Annotated in this window: 21 protein-coding genes; 7 read left to right on the top strand and 14 right to left on the bottom strand. The window is 67.6% G+C overall.

The features are described from left to right. Positions 1-5: 5 nt before the first annotated feature. Positions 6-434, bottom strand: a complete 429-nt coding sequence (locus tag L1081_RS30990; RefSeq protein WP_489417311.1) for a biotin/lipoyl-containing protein — start codon at positions 432-434, stop codon at positions 6-8. 145 nt (positions 435-579) lie between these two features. Next, on the bottom strand, positions 580-1,518 hold the full coding sequence (gene nac, locus L1081_RS30985) for a nitrogen assimilation transcriptional regulator NAC (RefSeq protein ID WP_489417310.1): 939 nt from the start codon (positions 1,516-1,518) through the stop codon (positions 580-582). 162 nt (positions 1,519-1,680) lie between these two features. On the opposite strand from nac, the gene L1081_RS30980 reads away from it, so the two are divergent. After that, positions 1,681-2,889 (top strand): aspartate transaminase, encoded by a 1,209-nt coding sequence (locus L1081_RS30980; RefSeq protein ID WP_489417309.1) that lies wholly within the window; start codon positions 1,681-1,683, stop codon positions 2,887-2,889. A gap of 30 nt (positions 2,890-2,919) precedes the next feature. Further along, entirely contained in the window at positions 2,920-3,591 is a 672-nt protein-coding gene (locus tag L1081_RS30975) for an RraA family protein (RefSeq protein ID WP_489417308.1), read from the top strand. Between the two features lie 90 nt (positions 3,592-3,681). Here the strand turns inward: L1081_RS30975 and L1081_RS30970 are convergent, their stop codons facing one another. Genes L1081_RS30970 through L1081_RS30950 form a run of 5 tightly spaced genes read right to left on the bottom strand, consistent with a single transcriptional unit; the run spans position 3,682 to position 8,384 of the window. Beyond that, positions 3,682-4,368: a hypothetical protein gene (locus L1081_RS30970; protein ID WP_489417307.1), complete on the bottom strand. Its 687-nt coding sequence runs from the start codon at positions 4,366-4,368 to the stop codon at positions 3,682-3,684. After that, a complete protein-coding gene (locus L1081_RS30965) occupies positions 4,365-5,339 on the bottom strand; it encodes a tripartite tricarboxylate transporter substrate-binding protein (RefSeq protein WP_489417306.1) in 975 nt (324 codons plus the stop codon). Before L1081_RS30965 ends, L1081_RS30970 begins: the two co-directional genes overlap by 4 nt. Positions 5,340-5,393: 54 nt before the next feature. Then, complete coding sequence (locus L1081_RS30960) at positions 5,394-6,350, bottom strand: tripartite tricarboxylate transporter substrate-binding protein (protein ID WP_489417305.1); 957 nt, start codon at positions 6,348-6,350, stop codon at positions 5,394-5,396. Continuing rightward, on the bottom strand, positions 6,343-7,719 hold the full coding sequence (locus L1081_RS30955; RefSeq protein WP_489417304.1) for an amidase family protein: 1,377 nt from the start codon (positions 7,717-7,719) through the stop codon (positions 6,343-6,345). The genes L1081_RS30960 and L1081_RS30955 overlap by 8 nt, the downstream gene beginning before the upstream one ends. Beyond that, entirely contained in the window at positions 7,716-8,384 is a 669-nt protein-coding gene (locus L1081_RS30950; RefSeq protein ID WP_489417303.1) for an RraA family protein, read from the bottom strand. The genes L1081_RS30955 and L1081_RS30950 overlap by 4 nt, the downstream gene beginning before the upstream one ends. A 131-nt stretch (positions 8,385-8,515) precedes the next feature. Between L1081_RS30950 and L1081_RS30945 the strand changes: the two genes are divergently transcribed. From L1081_RS30945 to L1081_RS30935, 3 genes are all read left to right on the top strand, one after another. Further along, complete coding sequence (locus L1081_RS30945; RefSeq protein WP_489417302.1) at positions 8,516-9,406, top strand: LysR substrate-binding domain-containing protein; 891 nt, start codon at positions 8,516-8,518, stop codon at positions 9,404-9,406. Between the two features lie 193 nt (positions 9,407-9,599). Then, positions 9,600-11,438, top strand: coding sequence for a CocE/NonD family hydrolase (locus tag L1081_RS30940; protein ID WP_489417301.1), 1,839 nt, complete (start codon positions 9,600-9,602; stop codon positions 11,436-11,438). Between the two features lie 49 nt (positions 11,439-11,487). Beyond that, on the top strand, positions 11,488-12,480 hold the full coding sequence (locus L1081_RS30935) for a tripartite tricarboxylate transporter substrate-binding protein (protein ID WP_489417300.1): 993 nt from the start codon (positions 11,488-11,490) through the stop codon (positions 12,478-12,480). Positions 12,481-12,511: 31 nt separating this feature from the next. Here the strand turns inward: L1081_RS30935 and L1081_RS30930 are convergent, their stop codons facing one another. Then, complete coding sequence (locus tag L1081_RS30930; protein ID WP_489417299.1) at positions 12,512-13,444, bottom strand: LysR substrate-binding domain-containing protein; 933 nt, start codon at positions 13,442-13,444, stop codon at positions 12,512-12,514. 101 nt (positions 13,445-13,545) lie between these two features. Between L1081_RS30930 and L1081_RS30925 the strand changes: the two genes are divergently transcribed. Next, positions 13,546-14,565, top strand: a complete 1,020-nt coding sequence (locus L1081_RS30925; protein WP_489417298.1) for an alpha/beta fold hydrolase — start codon at positions 13,546-13,548, stop codon at positions 14,563-14,565. Positions 14,566-14,571: 6 nt separating this feature from the next. Here L1081_RS30925 and L1081_RS30920 read toward each other — a convergent pair whose 3' ends face one another. From L1081_RS30920 to L1081_RS30910, 3 genes are all read right to left on the bottom strand, one after another. Continuing rightward, entirely contained in the window at positions 14,572-15,024 is a 453-nt protein-coding gene (locus L1081_RS30920; RefSeq protein ID WP_489417297.1) for a DUF1772 domain-containing protein, read from the bottom strand. A 54-nt stretch (positions 15,025-15,078) separates the two neighbouring features. After that, complete coding sequence (locus L1081_RS30915) at positions 15,079-15,636, bottom strand: type 1 glutamine amidotransferase domain-containing protein (protein ID WP_015866353.1); 558 nt, start codon at positions 15,634-15,636, stop codon at positions 15,079-15,081. A 294-nt stretch (positions 15,637-15,930) separates the two neighbouring features. Continuing rightward, positions 15,931-16,350 carry a CBS domain-containing protein gene (locus L1081_RS30910; protein WP_489417296.1) on the bottom strand — a complete coding sequence of 140 codons (420 nt, stop codon included), beginning with the start codon at positions 16,348-16,350 and terminating at the stop codon, positions 15,931-15,933. Between the two features lie 308 nt (positions 16,351-16,658). On the opposite strand from L1081_RS30910, the gene L1081_RS30905 reads away from it, so the two are divergent. Beyond that, the gene (locus tag L1081_RS30905) at positions 16,659-18,026 is read left to right on the top strand and encodes an aldehyde dehydrogenase family protein (protein ID WP_489417295.1); all 1,368 of its coding nucleotides are present in this window, start codon (positions 16,659-16,661) and stop codon (positions 18,024-18,026) included. Here L1081_RS30905 and L1081_RS30900 read toward each other — a convergent pair. The 3 genes from L1081_RS30900 to hmpA all read right to left on the bottom strand — a co-directional run bounded on the left by L1081_RS30900 (position 18,004) and on the right by hmpA (position 20,107). Next, complete coding sequence (locus L1081_RS30900) at positions 18,004-18,414, bottom strand: response regulator (RefSeq protein WP_489417294.1); 411 nt, start codon at positions 18,412-18,414, stop codon at positions 18,004-18,006. The two genes, L1081_RS30905 and L1081_RS30900, sit on opposite strands and share 23 nt — an antisense overlap. A gap of 152 nt (positions 18,415-18,566) precedes the next feature. Further along, the gene (locus L1081_RS30895; RefSeq protein WP_489417293.1) at positions 18,567-18,851 is read right to left on the bottom strand and encodes a hypothetical protein; all 285 of its coding nucleotides are present in this window, start codon (positions 18,849-18,851) and stop codon (positions 18,567-18,569) included. Between the two features lie 71 nt (positions 18,852-18,922). Further along, entirely contained in the window at positions 18,923-20,107 is a 1,185-nt protein-coding gene (gene hmpA / locus L1081_RS30890) for an NO-inducible flavohemoprotein (RefSeq protein ID WP_489417292.1), read from the bottom strand. Between the last annotated feature and the right edge of the window lie 104 nt (positions 20,108-20,211).

Below are 20,211 nucleotides of genomic sequence, written 5' to 3'. Positions count from 1 at the left end.
CTTCCTCAACCGAAGCGGAACAGGGGCTCGCCTGCTTCCACTTCCTGGCCCGAGCGCACCAGCACGGCCTGCACGGTGGTGGCAGCGTCGGCGCGGACTTCGTTGAACATCTTCATGGCCTCGATCACGCAGAGCATCTGCCCGGCCTCGACGGCTTGCCCCGGCTGCACGAAGGGCGGCTCGCCCGGCGCGGGCTGCAGGTGCACCACGCCGTAGAGCGGCGCAAGGCATTCGGCCGCCGCCGGGAGCGCCGGTCCCGCGGACACTGCGGCGGTCGCCTTGCGCACAGCAGCCGGGCGCCGCGCGGCGGGCGCGGCCGCCAGCGCCGATTGCTTCACCAGCCGCAGCGTGCTGCCGTCTTCGCTGTACTCCAGCTCCGCGAGGTCCGAGGCCGCGAGTGCGTCGATGAGCGTCTTGATCTGTTCCTGCTTCATGCCGGGCTGCCTGGGCGACAGAACATCCTTGGTGGCCGACGCATTCCGCGAACGCGTGACGGCAGGCATGAACGGTAGCGGGCCGCAGGCACAAAGCCCAAGACGGAATGGCTGTGCCGGGATAAGGGCGGCTTATGACGGTGCGCTACGACAGCGCGGCCAGCTCGGGTTCGGGCGTGGCCGCGAAGGTGCCGGCCAGGTCGACCACGAGTTCGAGCAGGATGCTCTTCACCGCCTGCGCCGGCTCCGAGAGCGGCAGGTGGTCGGACTGGCAAAGAGCCAACGGCGCCTCGATGACCGGGTCGACGATCTGGAACTGCCAGGCCCCGCAGGCCGCCACCACTTCGCGCGCCATCGACGCCGGCAGGATGGTGGCGCCCAGCCCGTCGGCAATGGCGGCCGTCAGCGTGAAGGCCGACTCGATCTCGGCCACCACGCGCGGCACCATGCCCGCGCGCACGAAGGCCGCGTCGACCAGCTTGCGCACCACGTTGTAGGGGCGCGGCAGGAAGAGCTCGATGTCGCGCAGGTCGGCCAGCTTCACCGGTTGCGCGGGCGCCGGCATGGCGTGCGGGCCGACCAGGTACAGCGGCTCCTTGAGCAGCGGCAGGAACGAGAGGCCGTGGATCGCCTTGTCGCCGTAGAGCACGGCCAGGTCCATGCGGCCGTTCATGATGAGCTCGCTCAGCGTGGTGCCGTAGTTCTCGTTCAGGTAGAGCAGGATGCCGGGGTGGCGCGCACGCACGGTGCGCAGCAGCGGCAGCGAGAGCGCCGAGGCCGCCGTGCCGGGCGCAAGCCCCACCGACACCTGGCCCGACAGCCCTTCGCCGGCCGCTTCCATGTCCACGCGGGCCTGCTCGCACTGGCGCAGGATGATCTGCGCATGCCGGTACAGCACCTTGCCGGCCTCGGTGGGCGTGACGCCGCGCTTGGTGCGCACGAGCAGCTGCTGGCGCACCTCGCCCTCGAGCGTGGCCAGCTGCTGGCTCAGCGCCGGCTGGGCAATGAAAAGAACCTCGGCCGCCTGCGTCAGGCTGCCGATGTCCACGATCTTCACGAAATATTTGAGGCGTCGCAGGTTCACGCCATGTCCCCAAGCAAAAGCCGAGCCTAGCACCGCCCCTGCGCAGCAGCCATCGGGAGCCACCATAAGCTGCGCCTATACGACCAGTGCAATCTCGTCTTGGCCTCGCGGGATCGATGTGCGTACCGTTCGGCCCATGCCATCGCCAACCCAGGAAGACAAGTGACGCCCTCCCGCATTGCCGCCCGCGTGCGGCGCATCAAGCCCTCGCCCAGCACCTCCGCCGCCGACCGCGCCAACGAGCTGCGCCGCCAGGGCAAGTCGATCGTGAACCTCGTGGTGGGCGAGCCCGACTTCGACACGCCGCCCCACATCCGGCAGGCCGCGGCCGCCGCCATCGAGCAAGGCGCGACGCGCTACACCCTGATGGCCGGCACGGTGGAACTGCGCCGCGCCATCGCTGCCAAGCTCGAGCGCGAGAACGGCCTGCGCTACGCGATGAACGAGATCATCGCCACCAGCGGCGCCAAGAGCGCGATCTACAACGCGCTTGCCGTCACGTTGGAGCCGGGCGACGAGGTGATCATTCCCGCGCCCTACTGGGTGTCGTATCCCGACATGGTGCTGGCTTGCGAAGGCACGCCGGTCACGGTGGCCTGCCCCGAGGCCAACGGCTTCAAGCTGACGCCCGTGCAGCTGGAGGCCGCGATCACGCCGCGCACGCGCTGGCTGCTGATCAACTCGCCCAGCAACCCGACCGGCGCCAGCTACACCGCGGACGAATACCGCGCGCTGGCCGAGGTGCTGCAGCGCCATCCGCAGGTGATGGTGATGACCGACGACATCTACGAGCACATCCGCTTCGACGGACAGGCGACGCCGCACCTGCTCGCAGTGGCACCGGCGCTGCGCGAGCGCACGCTGGTGGTCAACGGTGTCTCCAAGACCTATGCGATGACGGGCTGGCGCATCGGCTATGCGGCCGGTCCGGCCGACCTGGTCCAGGCGATGGACACGCTGCTGTCGCAGTCCACCGGCAACTGCTGCTCGGTGAGCCAGGCGGCCGCTGCGGCCGCCATGAATGGCGACCAGGGCTTCGTGGCCGAGAGCGTGGCGGTCTACAAGCAGCGCCGAGACCGCACCCTGGCGCTCATCAACGACATCCCCGGCCTGCGCTGCAGCCCGCCGCCCGGCGCCTTCTACCTGTACATCCACTGCGGCGGCCTGATCGGCAAGACCACGCCGCAGGGCAAGCGGCTGGCCGAAGACGGCGACGTGGTGATGTACCTGCTCGAGAGCGAAGGCGTGGCCGTGGTCGCGGGCACGGCCTACGGGCTGTCGCCCTACTTCCGCCTTTCCACTGCCACGTCGATCGAGACGCTCGAAGAAGGCTGCACGCGCATCGCGCGGGCCGTGGCCACCCTGCGCTGACGCGCCCCTGAATACCCGAGGACAGCATCCATGCCCTACAAAGCCATCCGCAAGAACCCGTCGGCCGCACCGGTGGCGCCCGAGATCCTCGCCGCACTGCGGGAGATTCCGGTCGCGGCGCTGAGCGACAACATGCACCGCAACATCGGCAGTACCGGCCTGCATCCCTACCACCGCCCAGCCGCCCGGACCATGGCGGGTACGGCCGTCACGGCACGCTCGCGCGGAGGCGACAACCTCACGTATCTGCGCGCGCTCGAATTCTGCCGGCCCGGCGACGTGCTGGTGATCGATGCCGGCGGCGATCTCAACAACGCGGTGGTCGGCGGCATCCTCTCGTTCTACGCCGCGCACATCGGTACCGTGGGCGTGGTGATCGACGGCGCGATCCGCGACGTGGCCGAGGTCCGGGCACGCGAGTTCCCGGTGTATGCGCGAGGCGTCACCCACCGTGGGCCCTACAAGGACGGTCCTGGCGAGATCAACGTGCCGGTGTCGGTCGGCGGGATGGTCGTCAATCCCGGCGACATCGTGGTCGGCGACCAGGACGGGCTGATGGCTTTCGCGCCAGACGAGGCCGAGCTGCTGATCGAGAAGGCGCGCGCGCACCTCGCGACGGAAGCGGAGACCATCCGGGCCATGAAGGAGGGTCGATGGGATCGCGCCTTCATCGACGCGCTCGAGGCGCGCTGCGCCAACTGAAGCCTGGATGAGCGAAGGCGACGACCATCACCTGCCGCAAACCCAGGAGAAGCGAGCGCCTGCGCGGCGGAACCCACGCTGGAGGTCGTCTTACGCGCTGATATCCATGCGATACCGGAAAACTCGCGCGTCGATGAGTTCTCCATACTCTTCCACTGGTGCTTCCAGCCGGTCTGCGATTCTCTCGGCAGCGGCCTCGCTGGTGCATTCGACGAGCACATAACAGTCCTCACTGCCCACGTAGCCCGAATCCGCCGTCACCGGCCTGGAAAGGCCGGCATCGGCCTCGACAAAGTGGATCGAAGCGGTGCCCGGTTGGTCGAGCACTTCCAGAACACCCGCAAGCGCCGGCATCATGGCCGGATCGCCGGACGGTCGTAGCCGCATCAGTGCGACTGCAACGCCTCGCGCGACCCCCGCGCTGTGCACCAGGCGTCCGACCACGCGCGTCGGCGCGATGAATCGGGAAATGTGGTGATTCGACCATGCGGTCTGGTTCGCCAGGGCTGCCTTGTAAGGCGCGCCGTCCAGCACATCGAAGCTGGTGGTGTTGTAGATCTGCAGGTAGCGCGTCGGCGCGCTGACGGATTCATACCGTCTCGCCTCGAGAAAACCCGGAATCGCCACTCTCTCGGCCAGGTGTTCACGGTCGAACCACTCGTTGAAGTCGGCCTCCTCGTCCGGGAGCACTTCCATCGATGAAATCAGGATGCCTTCGCCAGCAAATACCATGTCGGCTCTCTCTTTCGGATGATGATGTTGGTCGGTGCGGATCAATCGATCCTGATGTTCGATTCGATGATCACCTTTTCCCACTTGAGGCGGTCCCGCTTGATCGTTTCGGCCAATCGCTGCGGCGAACCGCCTTCGAGCTCCATTCCCATCTCGAGCAGCTTGTTCTTCACCTCCGGGTCCTTCAGGATGTCGTTCACGTTCTTGTTCAGCAATGCAATGACGGCGTCGGGCGTCCGGGCGGGTGCCAGCAGTGCAAACCAGTGCAGCAGCTCGAAGTTGGCAAAGCCCTTGGTCTCGGAAACTGCGGGCAATCCGGGATAGGCGGGCGAGCGCTTCGCCGTGGTGACTGCGAGCGCCTTCATGCGGCCGGCCTTGGCCATCGGCATCGACTCCGGACCGATGGCCATCATCACAGACACCTGGCCGGACATCAGATCCTGAAGCGCGGGCGCGCCACCCTTGTAGGGCACATGCGTCATGTCGATGGACGCCGCGCGCTTGTACAGCTCCATGCCCAGGTGGCTGGGGTTGCCGGCGCCGCTGGAAGCGTAGTTGATCGGTGTCGCCGAAGACCGAGCGAACGCCGTGAGCTCGTCGAACGAATTGACCGGCATCGAAGGATGAACCATGACCACGCTGGGAAGGGTCACGGCCATCACGATCGGCGCGAGGTCCTTTTCCGGGTCGTAGGCGAGGCGTCCCTTGTAGAGGGTCGGATTGACCGAAAGCCCCGCGGTGGAGGCCAGCAGGATCGTGTAGCCGTCCGGGTTCGCCTTGGCGACGAAGCTGGCCGCGATCTGTTCGGTGGCCCCCGGCTTGTTCTCGACGACGACGGCCTGCTTGAGCCGCTGCGACAGCTGCTGCCCGATCAGGCGCGACACCGTGTCGGACGCACCGCCCGGCGGATAGGGAACCACGATGCGGATGGGCTTGTCCGGGTAATCCCCTGCGAGCGCCAGCCCTGCCATCGCCAGCGAGAAGGCACACGCAGCACGTATCAAGGCAATCTTCATATCGGCATCCAATCAAGAGGGTGAGAAATTCGTCGTCCGGACCGCCCTGCAAGATCACTGGGGCGTGATCTTCGCGGCCTTCACCAGGCGCGCGTAGCTGTCCGCGTCCTTGCGCATGAACTCCCGGAAGGCCCCGGGCGAGTCCCCGACCGGAATGAGGGAGGTCTCCTCGAGTTGCCTGCGCAACTCGCCGCGCAGCGCGGTCTTGATCGCGGCGTTGAGCCTGTCGATCACGGCCTGGGGTGTGCCGGCCGGCGCGGCAATGCCGGTCCAGGTGACGACCTCGAAGTCGGGCAGTCCCGCTTCCTTCATCGTGGGAACGTCCGGAAGCAGCGGGGAGCGCTGTCGGCTGGTGATGGCCAGCGCACGCAGCTTGCCGCTCCTGGCGTAGGGCAAGGCTGTTGGCGAGGTGTCGAACAGCATGTCGATTTGACCGCCCATCAGATCCACCAGGGCCGGCGCGCCTCCCTTGTAGGGAACGTGCAGGAGCTCCACGCCGGCCTGCTGCATGAAGATTTCGGTGGAGAAATGCTGGGCGGAACCGACGCTGGCGCTGCCGAAGCTCAGCTTTCCCGGGCGTGCCTTGGCCAGCGCGATCAGCTCGTTGACGCTGCGCACGGGCGACTGCTGGCCCACGACCAGGATGTTGGGCTGGTCGACGATCCGCATGATGGGCGCAAAGGCCTGCAGCGGATCGAATGGCGGATTGGCATACAGGAACTGGTTGGCGGCAAAGACGCCGGCGCTGCCGACCAGCAGCGTGTAGCCATCCGGCGGTGCCTTGGCGACGTAGGCGGCACCGACGTTGCCGGAGGCACCCGGCTTGTTGTCGACCACGAAGGGCTGCTTCAGCGCGTCCTGCAGGCTCTTGCCGACCAGACGCGCGACCAGATCCACGCTGCCGCCCGGAGGGAACGGGACGATCAGGCGCACCGGCTTGTGCGGGTAGTCCTGGGCGGCCGCGCACGGGACGACGAATGCCAGCAGGACGGCGGCCAGCTTGCTAAGCATTGCGCACCTCTTGCGGCGCAATTCGAGACGGATGCAGTGCGGCGGCGACTTCGGCGGCGACACCCAGCAGTGCATGATCGCCACCTGCGCGCCCTACCAGTTGCAGCCCGATGGGCCGTGCGTCGTCGTCCTCACCCGCGGGAAGCGAGATACCGCACAGCGCGAGCAGGTTGACCGGGCGGGTGAAGTGGACCGGCGCCACGTTGTGGTCGACATCCTCGAGGCGCGGTGCGGTCATCGCCGTGACGGGCATGGCGACAGCGGACAGCCCGAGCCTGTCCATCTCGCCGGCTAACTCCTGCTGCCAGCGCGACGCGGTGGCCTGAGCCTGCAGATACTGCACGGCCGTGGTCGCCCGGGCGGCGAGGAGCCGCGACCGTACCGACGGATCCATTGGCGCGCCCGGGTCGTCCAGGAAGCGGTCATTCACCCAGGCGCCTTCGGCGATCATGATGGCGTTGGTGGGTTCCTTGAACGCCGCCAGCGGCGCCGGAAACCGGAACGGCACCAGACTGAAACCCGCCTGCCCGAGCCTTTGCAGGCTCTGCGCATGACATCGCGCGACGGCCGGCGCGAGTGGCGCGAGTTCGTCCGCCTCCAGAACGCCGATCCGCCGGCGGGCGTCCGAGCCCGAACCGGGCGCGCCGACGAGTGCCTCGAAGCACAGCCGGGCATCCTGCACCGACGAGGCAATGAGGCCCACGCTGTCCAGGCTCTCGCTGAGCGCATAGACGCCCTCGCGCGGCAGCGCATCGATGGTGGGCTTGAAGCCCACGATGCCGCAGAAGGCCGCGGGTACGCGAACCGAGCCACCGGTGTCGGAGCCGATCGCCCACGGCACCAGGTGGGCCGCCACGGCCACGGCCGATCCGCTGCTGGAGCCGCCTGCCACCAGCGTGTCCGTGGCGCGGCCGGCCGGATTGCGTGGCGTGTCCATGTGCGTATTGGTGCCCCAGGCGCCCAGCGCGAACTGCACCATATGGGTCTTGCCGACGATGACGCCGCCGGCGTCGGCAATGCGCCGAACGATGGCTGCGTCCTGCTGCGCGATGTTGGCCGACAGCAGCGGTGAGCCCGCCGTCGTGGGCTTGCCCTGGATGTTCACCAGGTCCTTCAGCGCCAGCGGAATGCCGTGCAGCGGGCCGCGATCGCGGCCTGCGCGAAGCTCCTCGTCGGCGAGGGCTGCCGCAGCCAGGGCCTCTTCTTCGTAGACCGCCAGGAAGCTCTTGAAGACGGCGTCGTGCGCCGCGATGCGACGAAGGCACTCCCGCGTGAGGATCACCGAACTCGTCTCTCCGGTTCGCAAGGCACGCGACAGTTCCGCCATCGGTGCGAAGGCGGGCGGCCTGGTCTGATGGGCGCTCGTCATGCCGCTGCCTCCTGGAAAACAAGGCGCGTGTCCAGCACCTCGGAATAGGACTCGCCGGCGCGCAACCGTGACAGCGTCTGCTGCTCCGCCTGTTGCAGTCCGATCGCCTTCCGGGCCAAGGCCCAGGCCTCGTCGGGCGGCATTACCAGAACGCCGTTCTCGTCAGCCAGCACGGCATCGCCGGGATGCACGCGCACGTCCCCGCAGTCCACTGGCCGGCAGAAGCTGCCCGACAGCCCGCCGGCGCGGGTGGTGCGGGCGCTCAGGCCGCGGGCCCACACCGGCACGCCGAGCTCGCGCAGCTCCGCGATGTCCGTGACGCAGCCATCGACCACCACGCCTGCGACACCGCGAAGGCGCGCTGCCAACATGCTGGCACCTCCCATGCACGCGATCGTCTCGTCGCCGGCGCGGTCGACAAACAGGAAATCGCCAGCCCGCAGTTGTCCCAGCGCGTGGTGCAGGATGGATCCGTCCGAGCCCTCGCAGCGCACGGTGACGGCGGTGCCGACGCTGCGCGCCACCGCAGTGATGGCCTTGATGCGCCCATGCATGAAGCCGCGATCATGAAAGTGGCCGATGGTGGCCGGCTCGACCTCCTTCAGCAAGGCCAGCAGTTGCAGCGCGCATGGCAGCGGCAACTCTCCTCGTTCGATTGCAGTCATTTCGGATATCGTCGTTGTGAATGACGGCAATCGTAGGTAGCCACTCCCGGCACCGATACTGATCAATTCTCACGATGGTTGATTCGAGTTCCTTATCAACGAGGTTCACCCTCCACCAGCTGGAAGCTTTCGTGTGGACCGCGCGTCTCGGCACAGTGCATGCGGCGGCCCGCCACCTGCATCTCACCCAGCCGGCGATCTCGCACCGCATTCGCGACCTGGAGGAGGAACTGGGTATCCAGCTGTTCGAACGCCAGAACCAGCGCCTGCTGGTGACGGAGCTGGGCCGCAATGTGCTGGTCTATGCGGAGCGCGTGCTGGCGTCGGCGCAGGACATGGCGCGGCTCGATCTGCGGCGCACCATCACGGGCCTGGTGCGCATGGGGGTGGACGAGTCCTGCGCGATCATCGGGATGCCGCAGATCCTCAAGGACATCAAGGACAGCTATCCGGCGCTTCGCGTGGACCTGACGGTGGGCGGAGGCGCCCAGCTGCTTCAGAAGATCAACAGCCATGAACTGGACATGGCGCTGCACACCGGGCAAAGCAGCCAGCCCGACGTGACAAGCCAGTTCATGGGGTTGACCCAACACCAGTGGGTGGCGGCCCATGACCTGATGATGCCCGAGGGAGACTTTCTGCCGGCCCACGCCCTGAACCACCGCATCGTCTGCAATGCGCCGCCGTCGACCCTGCATGAATCGGCATCGCGCTGGCTGGCCTCGGACGGCTATTCGTTCGAGGAGTACAGCAGTTGCAACTCGCTCTCGCTCATGGTGGCGCTGGTCGCCTCCGGCCATGCGATTGCCATGCTGCCCGCATCGATCACGCGCCGTCAGGTCGCCGAAAAATCCCTGCAAATTCTGCACGCCAGGCCAGTGGTGCCGAACGTGCCCTACTACTTCTCGTACCTGGCGCACCACCGCAGCGACACGACGGCGCGCATCCTGGACATTGTGCTGCGCAATCTGCAAGACGCCGGGTTCTTCCAGGCCGACGGATCGTCCCGGGACAGCGGCTGATAAAGCCTGAGAGCGACTGTCGGGTTCTGATGGTTCGGCAGGTTGCCCGGCCGCGGTGGAGCATCGCTTCCTTCCATAGGAGCAACCTATGGATCGATCATGATTTCGCATTTTTCAATGCGAGCGCGCATTCCCAGAATGACGGAACGGTGGCAACACCATCCCTCTGTCTTCAGGAAAGTACCCCCACCCCATGTCGGACCGCGATAGCACGCCAGGCGCCTGGCACCTGCCGCCCAGCGCCTACCTTGCCAGCCGCGAGGCCGCCTTCGGCCTGCCCGGGCGGCCGGAGTCGCTCTACGTCACGATGCGCGACGGTTGCCGCATCGCGCTCGACTACTACCTGCCCCAGGCGCGCGATGGCGCGCAGCCGCCCGCCCGCCTGCCCACCATCGTCATCTTCACGCCCTACTACCGGCGCTTCGTGACCACCGACCTCACGGTGGAGGCCAGCCCCAACTGCGGCCGCTACCGCGACTTCTTCGTGCCACATGGCTACGCGGTGGTGGTGGTGGATGTGCGGGGCACCGGCGCGAGCTTCGGCACGCGCGACGCATTGCGCTCGCCGAAGGAGCGCGACGATTACCACGAGATTGCCGAGTGGATCGTGCAGCAGCCCTGGAGCGACGGACGCATCGGCTCGACCGGCATTTCGTACCTGGGCGCGGCGGCGGTGTTCCTTGCGAGCACGCGGCACCCCGCCGTCAAGGCCATCGCACCGCTGTTCGCAGTGACCGACATCTACACCGACCAGCTCTACGTGGGCGGCGTGCTCTCGACCATCTGGACCGGCCGCTACGACGAACTGATGGTCGCGCTCGACCAGGACGACCGCCCCGCCCTCGCCAAGTTCGCGTACTACGGCAACCCGCTGTTCGCCGGGCCGCAGCCGGTGGACGCCGATGTCGATGGCCACCTGCTGGCCCAGGCGCTGCACCAGCACCGCAGCAACTGCCGGCTGAACGACATGGCCCGCGAGCTTCCGTTCCGGCGCGACGCAACGCTGCACGACCCCGCATTGACGCTGGACGTGTGCAGCCCCGGCCACTACGCGCGCCAGATCCCCGAGGACGTGGCGATCTACTCCGTCTCGGGCTGGTACGACGGTGCCGGCTACAGCAACTCGGCGATCACGCGCTTCCTGACGCTGCCCAGGCACCAGCACCGCCTGCTGCTCGGCCCCTGGGACCACGGCGCCCGCAGCAACGTCTCGCCCTGGCGCGAGCAGACCGGTTCCGACTTTCCGCTGTTGGCCGAAGTGCTGCGCTTCTTCGACCATCACCTGCGGGGCATCGACACCGGGCTCGACAAGGAGCAGCCGGTGCACTACTTCACCATCCACGACGAGAAGTGGCAGGCCGTCGATGCATGGCCGCCATTCGCGGGAACCTGCCGCGTTCATCCCGATGCGCAGGGCGTGCTGGCGCTGCACGCGCCCGCCGCCCCGGGCCGCGACAGCTACCAGGTCGACTTCTCCGTTTCGACCGGCCGCCAGACGCGGCTGGAACGGCTGGGCGCCGTCGGCATCGAGCACTACTACCCCGACTGGACCGAGCGCCAGGCGCAATACCTGCACTACACCAGCGCACCGCTGGCTGCATCCGCCGAACTGACGGGCCATGTGAGCGCGAGCCTGCTGTTCGCATCGTCGGAGACCGACGCGGCCGTCTACGTCTATCTGAGCGAAGTGTTGGCCGACGGCAGCTGCCGCTACGTCACCGAAGGCCTGCTGCGCGCCCTGCACCGCGAGGGCCTGTCGCATTCGCCGGACTACGTGGCGAGCTGGCCCGTGAACACCTGTGACCGTGCTTCGGCCCGCCTGCTCGTGCCCCACGAGCCCGCGCGCCTGAACTTCGCACTGCTGCCGGTGTCCTGGACCTTTGCCGCGGGAAGCCGCATACGGCTGTCCATCGGCGGCAGCGACGAAGGCCACGGCCCGCAGGTGCCGCACGGGCGGCCGCCGCGGCTGGAAATCCTGCGTGGCACCGACGCCAGCTGGTTCGATCTTCCGCTGCGCGCCACGCCGCGCTAGCACTTCGCTTCCCCGTTCTTCCTTCAACATGCCAAGAGAGAGGCACGCCATGCCCCACATCACCCGTCGCTCGTTCGTTCCCATGCTGGCATTGGCCGGCACGCCGCTCCTGTCCGTGCCGCTCGCGGTGCAGGCCCAATCGCCTTGGCCCGCGCGGCCGGTCAAGCTCGTGGTGCCGCAAGGGGCGGGTTCGGGGTCGGACGTGATCGCGCGCCTGCTCAGCGACCGGCTCGCCCAGCAATTGGGCCAGGCCGTGGTGGTGGAGAACAATCCGGCGGCCAACGGCCTCGTGGCCCTGGGCGCCGTGGCCAAGGCGCCCGCCGACGGTTACACGCTGGTGCTCGCAGGCGTATCGCAGATCGCCTTCAATCCGGCCCTGTACAAGAGCCTGCCCTACGACGCGCTGAAGGACTTCACCTTTCTTGCGCCCGTGGCCGACACGCCCTTCGTGCTGGTGGCGAGCAACAAGAGCGGCATCAAGACCTTCACGCAGTTTCTCGAGCAGGCGAAAGCGAAGAACGGCGAACTGACCTTCGGCAGCGCCGGCATCGGCAACTCCACCCACATCGCGATGGAACTGATCGCCGCGACCGCGGGCGTCAAGCTGATGCACGTGCCCTACAAGGGCTCGGCCGCGGCGCTCACGGCCGTGCTGGCCGGCGAGGTCGACGCCATGGTGAGCGTGGTCGGGCCGGCCCTGCCGCAGGTGCAGTCGGGCAAGGTGCAGGCGGTGGCGGTGCTCGGCGCCAGCCGCGTGCCGCAGTGGCCCCAGGTGCCGACGGTGAAGGAAGCGGGGCTGAACGTGCCGCCGATGCCCGGCTGGTACGCCATTGCCGGCCCGGCGCGCCTGGACCCGAAGATCGTTGCCACCTTCAACGCCGCGCTGCAGAAGGTGATGGCGGACCCGGCCGTCAAGGCCCGGCTGGCCGAACTCTCGCTGCCGGCCATGAGCGGCGGCGAAGCCGAGATCCGCCGCCGCGCGATCGACGACCAGGCTTTCTGGAGTGCCTTCATCACCAGGAACAACATCCGCGTGGAGTGAGCATGGGGCGCTCGCGAAGGAGCGCACCGCCCTACCCTGCGTCGCTGAACCGCCGCACGCCCTTCCAGCGCTTGCTTGCGATCTCCTCCTCGATCACCTGCAGGAGCAGTTCGCGCACGCATTGCACGGCGGGGCTGTGCGCCGCCGGGACCGACAGGCTCAGCGACAGCTCGCGCAGCAGCGGCCGCCCCTTGATGGGCACGCCGCACACGCGGCCATGCTGCTGCGCCAGCGCAAAGGCCGCGGTCGGCAGCACCGTGGCGCCGAGCCCGCGTTCGACGGCAAGGATCAGGATTTCCACCGCGCTGGTTTCGGCCACCAGACGGAACTTCAGCTGGCGATCGCGCAGGAGCCGCTCGGTGGCCACGCGCACCGAGTTCGGATGCGTGGGCAGCAGCAGCGGCAGCTTGGCAAAGGCCTCGATGCCGAAGGCGCGCGGTGCCCTTTGCGACGAGGCCACCACCACGAACAGTTCTTCCTCGAGGATCGGCTCGATGCGCAGGCGCGAGTCGGCCCGCGCATCCATCGTGACCGCCAGCGCCAGCCGGTCGGCCGCCACCTGCCCGGTCAGGTCCCCGCTGGAGGCCTCCACCAGTTCCAGTTCGATCAGCGGATAGCGCTGCTGCAGCCGCGCCAGCAGCGGTGCGGCCAGGATGCGCGAGGTGCTGGTCGGGAACCCGATGGCCACCCGGCCGGATGGCGATTCGCTCTCCTGCCGGATGGCCGAGCGGGTGTCTTCGAACTGTCGCAGGATCGTCTTGGCATGGCGGTAGAGCAGTTCGCCGGTGGCCGTGGCCCGCGTGCCGTGCACGCTGCGCTCCAGCAAGGTGACGCCGAGCTCCGACTCCAGATTGGCCATGTGCTGGCTCAAGGAAGGCTGGGCGATAAAGAGCGCCTCTGCCGCGGTCGTGATGTTCTTGAGCTCGACGACCTTGACGAAATAGCGTAGCTGACGGATGTCCATGCGGAAGTATTGCGTGCAACAGGGCTGTTGTTGAAATCGCGTGCCCTTTTTTCCCGACTCCAGGTTCCCGCGACGGCGCCTTCATGCCATAAAGCCGTACAGTGAAAACTTCAAGACATCGAAGCCTGCGCGCCGGCCTTGCCGCAGTTGCGGCACTCGTCGCCGCAGCGGCTCTCGCCGGCGCCGCCTACGAGCAGATCGGCCGCTACCGCGCGGCGCGAGACTTTCCCGCGCCCGGAAAGCTGATCGACATCGGCGGTGGGCGCCGCATCCAGCTCGATTGCCGCGGCACTGGCTCCCCCATCGTGGTGTTCGAAGCGGGCCTGAGTGTCGACGGATCGTTGAGCTGGTCGGCCGTCCAGCCGAAGGTCGCGGCGCACACGCGTGCATGCGCCTACAGCCGCGCGGGGCTGATGTGGAGCGATCCTTCGGAACACCCTCCCGACGCAAGGCAGGCGGCGCATGACCTTCGCGCCGCGCTGGCCAACGCGGGCGAGCGCGGTCCCTTCGTGCTGGTCGGGCAGTCGCTGGGCGGGCTCTACAGCGTGGGCTTCACGCGCGACTTCGGCGCCGAGGTGGCGGGGCTGGTGCTGGTCGATCCCTCGCATCCGGAGCAGGTCGAACGCGTCGCCCGCTTCATGACCGAATCGCGCTCGATGCGCTCGCGCATCGGCGTGGCGCTTGCGCCCTTCGGCGTGCTGCGCGCGGCCGCGCCGGCGCTGCTGCCGCAGGCCCCGCATCGAAGCGCGCGCGACATGCAGGCGATCCGTGCCTTCGCACCCAAGTCGCTGCGCACGCAGCTCGCGGAGAGCGATGCGGCCGACGCCTCGCTCGCCGAGGCCAGGGGCTTCCGCGACCTGGGCGATCGTCCGCTCGTGGTGCTGACCGCAATGGCGCCGTACACCACCGCTGAGCTGGGCGGAATGAAGATCACGCCCGAGCAGGGCCGGCAGGTCCAGGCGATCTGGAAGCAGATGCACGAGGAGATGGCGGCCTGGTCCTCGCGCGGCAGGCACCTGCTCGTGGCCGATGCGGGGCACGACATCCAACTCGACCAGCCGCAGGTGGTAGCCGATGCGGTGCTGTCCGTTGTCGAAGCAGTGCGCGCGGGCGGCCGATGAACCCGGTCATGGCCTGCGCCAGGACAACGCCGACGCGCTAACCAGGCAGAGCGCGAGGAACACGATGGCGGCATTCACCGCATGCGAGTACTCCCAATTGCGCCGCAGGGTTTCCCAGTTCGCCGGGACGGTGGTCCAGTTCTGCGTGGCCTGGTTGCCCGGCAAGGTCCACGCCACGAAGATCGCGAACATCGCTGCAATGCAGCCCGCGGCACCGAGCGCGAGCCAGAACGGCACGAGCTGCGAGCGGACGACGACCGCAAGGACGATGTTCACCACCAGCGCCGCCACCCACAGCGACCCGAGCACGGCCCAGCCGCGGTAGATGCCCTGCACCAGGAAATACGCCGCCTGGCCGAGGTCGATCTTGTTCGGAAGCGCTGCCAGGTGCGCGCCCGAAGGAATCAGCGCGAGTGCGCCGATTGCAATGGCCAGGAACTGAACGATCCTCGTGCTCATGACACGAAGGGCCCGGCCTTCTCCCGAAAGACCTGGAGCTCGCCAGCAGCCGTCTCAGGCATGCGCCCGGGCGTCCGCGAACAGCCTGACCATCTCGCGGTCGAAGGCCGGCAGGTCCTGGGGCTTGCGGCTGGTGATCAGGTTGCCGTCGACCACGACCTCGCGGTCCACCCACTTGGCGCCGGCATTCGTGAGGTCGCTGCGCAGCGAGGGCCACGAGGTCATCGTGCGGCCGCGCACCGCGTCGGCCTCGATCAGCGTCCACGGTCCGTGGCAGATCGCGGCCACGGGCTTGCCGGCCTTGAAGAAATCGCGCACGAAGGCAATGGCCTCTTCGTTGATGCGCAGCGCATCGGGGTTCATGACGCCGCCGGGCAGCACCAGCGCATCGAACTCGTGCGCGGCCGCCTGCGGCAGCGGTATGTCGACGTTGAACTCATCGGCCGGCTTGTGGTGCTTCCAGCCGCGCACGGTGTTGTCCTTCGGCGAGACGATCTTGGTGGCGGCGCCGGCCGCGTCGAGCGCCTTGCGCGGCTCCGTCATCTCGGCTTGCTCGAAGCCGTCGGCCACGAGAATGGCGACCTTGGCGCCATCGAGTTGGGTCTTGCTCATGTGGGAATCCTTTCGGCGGTGTTTTCGAAAGAAGGCATCGGCCGGTCGCTGCCCTCTTCAATGACCAGGGGGATGCGGTGCGCTTTTCATGCCATGCGCCTTGCCGACAAGCTTCGCTCATTGGCTTGTGTGCCGGCCTGTCCGATCCCATGCATGTCGTGCTCGCTCGATTTCACAAGAGCACGTCGGGGTCCAGAGGAGCGCACCACATCCGATACCAGACTGCGCCGCCGCACCGCCGACTTCTGTCAGAGGTGTGCGGAAGCGCTGTAGGAATTGCGCCAACGGCGGCACTCAGGCGGGCTCCGAGATCTCGCACAGCGCTTCGGCCGCGGGAGCCGGCGCAGGTTCCCTGACCGCAATGTCGCCCAGCGCCACGATGCCCACCAGGCGCTTGTCGCGGCTGACGATCGGCAGCCGCCGGATCTGGTACTCGCCCATGATCGCGACCACGCGTTCGACCGATTCGTCCTCGTACGCCCACCGCACGCCGTCCGACATCACGTCGCGCACCTTGGTGTCGGCGCCGCGGCCTTCGGCCACCGCGCGCACCGCGATGTCGCGGTCCGAAATGGAGCCGATCATCCGGTCGTTCTCGCCGACCGGCATCATGCCGAAATCGCCGTCGCGCATCTGCCGCGCGGCCTCGGCAATCGTCGCGTCGGGACTGATGACTTGCACGTCCCGGCTCATCACATCCTTGATCGTGTGCATGAGAATCTCCTCTTCGGTTGGAAGGCCACGCGGCAGATCCAGCCGATACGGCCGGCGCCCGGGCCTCATGCGCACTTTGCGAACAATTGCCGCCTCTCAGCTGTAGGACTCGGCCCTCCACATGCGTGGTCGCCTGCATCGCTCGCTTCAAAGATCAGGAAGGCAGGCTCGACTCCGGTGGCTCGGAGACTTACACCGTCATGGTCGCGGCGGCCTACATGCGCTGCGCATCGCCGACCTAGAGTGACCCAAAGGAGCGCACTGCGGCAGAGCGCTCGTTGCCGTTCAACAGGAAGGAGCCCAAGGACATGGCCCTCGAATCCATCAACCCCGCGACCGGCGAGAAGCTGGAAACCTATGCGCAGATGTCCGCCGCCGCGGTCGACGACATCATCGGCAAGACGCACGAGGCATTCCTGGCCTGGCGCGGCACCTCGTTCGAGCAGCGCGCGCAGCACCTGCGCGAGGCGGCGAAGATCCTGCGCGCGAAGTCCGACACCTGGGGCCGGCTGATGGCGCGCGAAATGGGAAAACCGCTGCGCGACGGCATTGCCGAGGCTCAGAAGTGCGCGGTGTGCTGCGAATTCTTCGCCGACAACGCGGCGCGGCTGCTGGCGCGCGAGCCGGTCGATACCGAAGCGCGCATGAGTTTCGTCGCCTTCAATCCGCTGGGCGTGGTGCTGGCCGTGATGCCCTGGAACTTTCCGTTCTGGCAGGTGTTCCGGTTCGCCGCGCCCGCGCTGATGGCAGGCAACGCCGCAGTGCTCAAGCATGCGTCGAACGTGCCGGGCTGTGCGCTCGCGATTGAGCAGATCCTGCGCGAGGCCGGCATGCCAGAACACCTGTTCCGCACGCTGCTGATCGGCAATGCGCAGGTCGACGCGGCCATCGGGCATCCGCTGGTGCGCGCGGTCACGCTGACCGGCAGCGGCGCGGCCGGAAGCGCGGTGGCGCGCGAGGCCGGCGAGATGCTGAAGAAGACCGTGCTCGAACTCGGCGGCAGCGATCCCTACCTGGTGCTGGAGGACGCCGACCTCGACCTGGCTGTGAGCGTGTGCACCAAGGGCCGGCTGGTCAACGGCGGCCAGAGCTGCATTGCCGCCAAGCGCTTCATCGTCGTCGAGCCGGTGCAGCGTGAATTCGAGCAGCGCTTCGTGCAGAAGATGAAGGCGGTGCGGCAAGGCGATCCGCTCGACATGGCGACGGAAATCGGCCCGCTCGCCCGGCACGACCTGCGTGACGCCCTGCACCGGCAGGTCGGGCAGAGCGTGCAGCGCGGCGCGCGCTGCCTGCTCGGCGGCCAGATTCCCGAAGGCCCGGGCGCCTACTATCCGCCGACCGTGCTGACCGATGTCGCCAAGGGCATGCCTGCATACGACGAAGAGCTGTTCGGCCCCGTGGCCGCGGTCATTCCGGTGCGGGACGAGGCGCAGGCCATCGCCGTCGCCAACGACTCCTCGTTCGGCCTGGGCGCCGCCGTCATCACGCGCGACCTGGCCCGCGGCGAGCGCATCGCAGCCGAGTCGATCGAGGCGGGTTGCGTGTTCGTCAACGAGGCCGTCCGCTCCGATCCGCGGCTGCCCTTCGGCGGCGTGAAGGACAGCGGCTACGGCCGCGAGCTGTCGGGCTACGGCATCAAGGAGTTCGTGAACATCAAGACGGTGTGGGTGGCATAGCCTGGTCGCCTGGAAGCTCACCGGCTTGATAACCCAGGCACTGCTCGAAAAAGGCATCGAGCTCGGTGGACTTGTCGAAGACCGCATCGGCGCCGAGCGCCAGGCACCGGCGGCGCATTTCGGCGCTCGGGTAGTTCGTCAGAACGATCAGATGCTTGTCTTTGGAGCGGCTCTGGCAGGCGCGGATGACCGTCAGGCCCGAGCCCTCCTTGAGAAAGAGGTCGACGATCACCAGTTGCCAGGAACCATGCAGCGCGAGGGCATCGATGGCCCCTTCAGCCGTCTCGGCGCTCGCCACGACGTGAACGCCGGCCAGTTCTTCCAGCGCAGGAATCAGATTGTCCCGGATCGTCCGGCTGTCCTCGACAAGGATCGTAGTGAGTGGCATGCATACGCTTTCGGCGTCTGGAGGCCCTTGGACAACGGAACGCAACCACCAATCGATTCTTTTTACGGCCTGGGTTTCCCTGTCCTTGTAGGCAGGCTTCTCGACTTGGGGGCGGTGCTCAGGAAGCGCGCCGCCGATGAGCCCGATGAGCCTTACGGCGCCTTCTTGTTGCTTTCGGATTCCAATGCCTCGGCGACCTTCTCGAGCAGATCGACAGACTTCGAGAGCTTCTTCTCGATCTCATCGGTCTGTTCGATTGCACGGTCGAGGTCGTCGCTGCGCACGTCCCGGGCCACGCCCTTGTCCAGAACCACGTGAACGAGAGCGAGCTCGTCCGCGGCTTCCTCCACCGCTTTCTTCACCTGCTTGCTCTCGTCCAGCGCGCGTTCGACCGCACCGCAGCCACTGCTACTCTCAGGCGCTTTCGGGTTGGACATTCCGATCTCCTTGAGTGTACTTTTATCGTATATCGATGCCGCCCAAGCGTCGATGGGGTGGGTAGCCCGCCTTATGCCTCCAGCGCTTCCAGCGGACCGAAGAACTCGTAGCGCAGCTGCTGCTTCGGCACGCCCAGCGCGAGGCCGCTCGCATACACCGCCTTCATGAAGGGCTTCGGCCCGAGAAAGTAGAGGTCGACGTCGCGGTCGGCCGGCAGCTGCTGCGCGAGCAGTTCGCGCGTGATGAAACCGGTCGCATGCGGTTGGTCGGATTCGCGCGGCGCGTCGTAGACATAGAGCGGCTTCACGTTGGCATGCCGGGCCGCCAGTGCGTCGACGCGCGAGCGGAAGGCATGGGCGCCGCTGTGCCGCGCGGCATGGATGAAGTGCACCGGGCGGCCGGTGTGCGCCACCGACTCGAGCATGCTCATGGCCGGCGTGATGCCCACGCCGCCCGTCACCAGCACCAGCGGCCGCACGCGCTCGCCCGCGGGCTGCAGCACGAAGTCGCCGCAAGGCGCCTGCACCTGCAGCAGGGTGCCGACGCCGGCCTTCTCGTGCAGCCAGTTCGATGCGCGGCCACCCTCTTCCTGCTTGACGCTGATGCGGTAGAAGGGCTTGCCCGGCGCATCGGACAGCGAGTAGTTCCGCCGCAGCGGCTCGCCGTCGATGTTCAGCACCAGCGTGAGGTACTGGCCGGGCGAGAAAGCGAGCAGCGGGCCGCCGTCGGTCGGCTCCAGGTAGAAGGAGGTGATGACCTCGCTCTCCTGCTCGCGCCGCGCCACGCGGAATTCGCGCTCGCCGCGCCAGCCGCCGGTCTGCGCCGCGTTGGCGCGGTAGACCTCCTCCTCGGCGGCGATCAGCAGCGCGGCGAGCGATTGGTAGGCCTCGCCCCAGGCCGCGATGATCTCGTCGGTCGCGGCGTCTCCGAGCACGTCCTTGATGGCCTGCAGCAGGCAGCCGCCGACCACCGGATAGTGCTCGGGCAGCACGCCCAGCGCGGCATGCTTCTGGATGATGCGCGGCAATGCGCCGGCAATCTCGTCCAGCCGGTCGATGTGCGTGGCATAGGCCAGCACCGCGCCAGCGAGTGCGCGGGCCTGGCTGCCGGCGGCCTGGTGCGCCTCGTTGAAGAAGGCCTTCACCTCCGGATGACTCTCGAACATGATCCGGTAGAAGTGGCTGGTGATGGCCTCTCCGTGCGCCTGGAGCGCGGGAACGGTGGCTTTGACGATGGCGATGTTTTGCGGGGTCATCTGTGGCTTTCGGGGTCGGCAGTTGAGATGCCTTTCCTTCTCACGATCCGTGCCAGCTTCCGGCCTCTCGCAAGTGCCCGCCACCACTGGGGATTTTCGACACG

Source organism: Variovorax sp. MSC1_012, from assembly GCF_023667525.1.
Lineage (GTDB): Bacteria > Pseudomonadota > Gammaproteobacteria > Burkholderiales > Burkholderiaceae_C > Variovorax > Variovorax beijingensis_B.
This window is presented reverse-complemented; position numbering and strand designations above follow the sequence as displayed.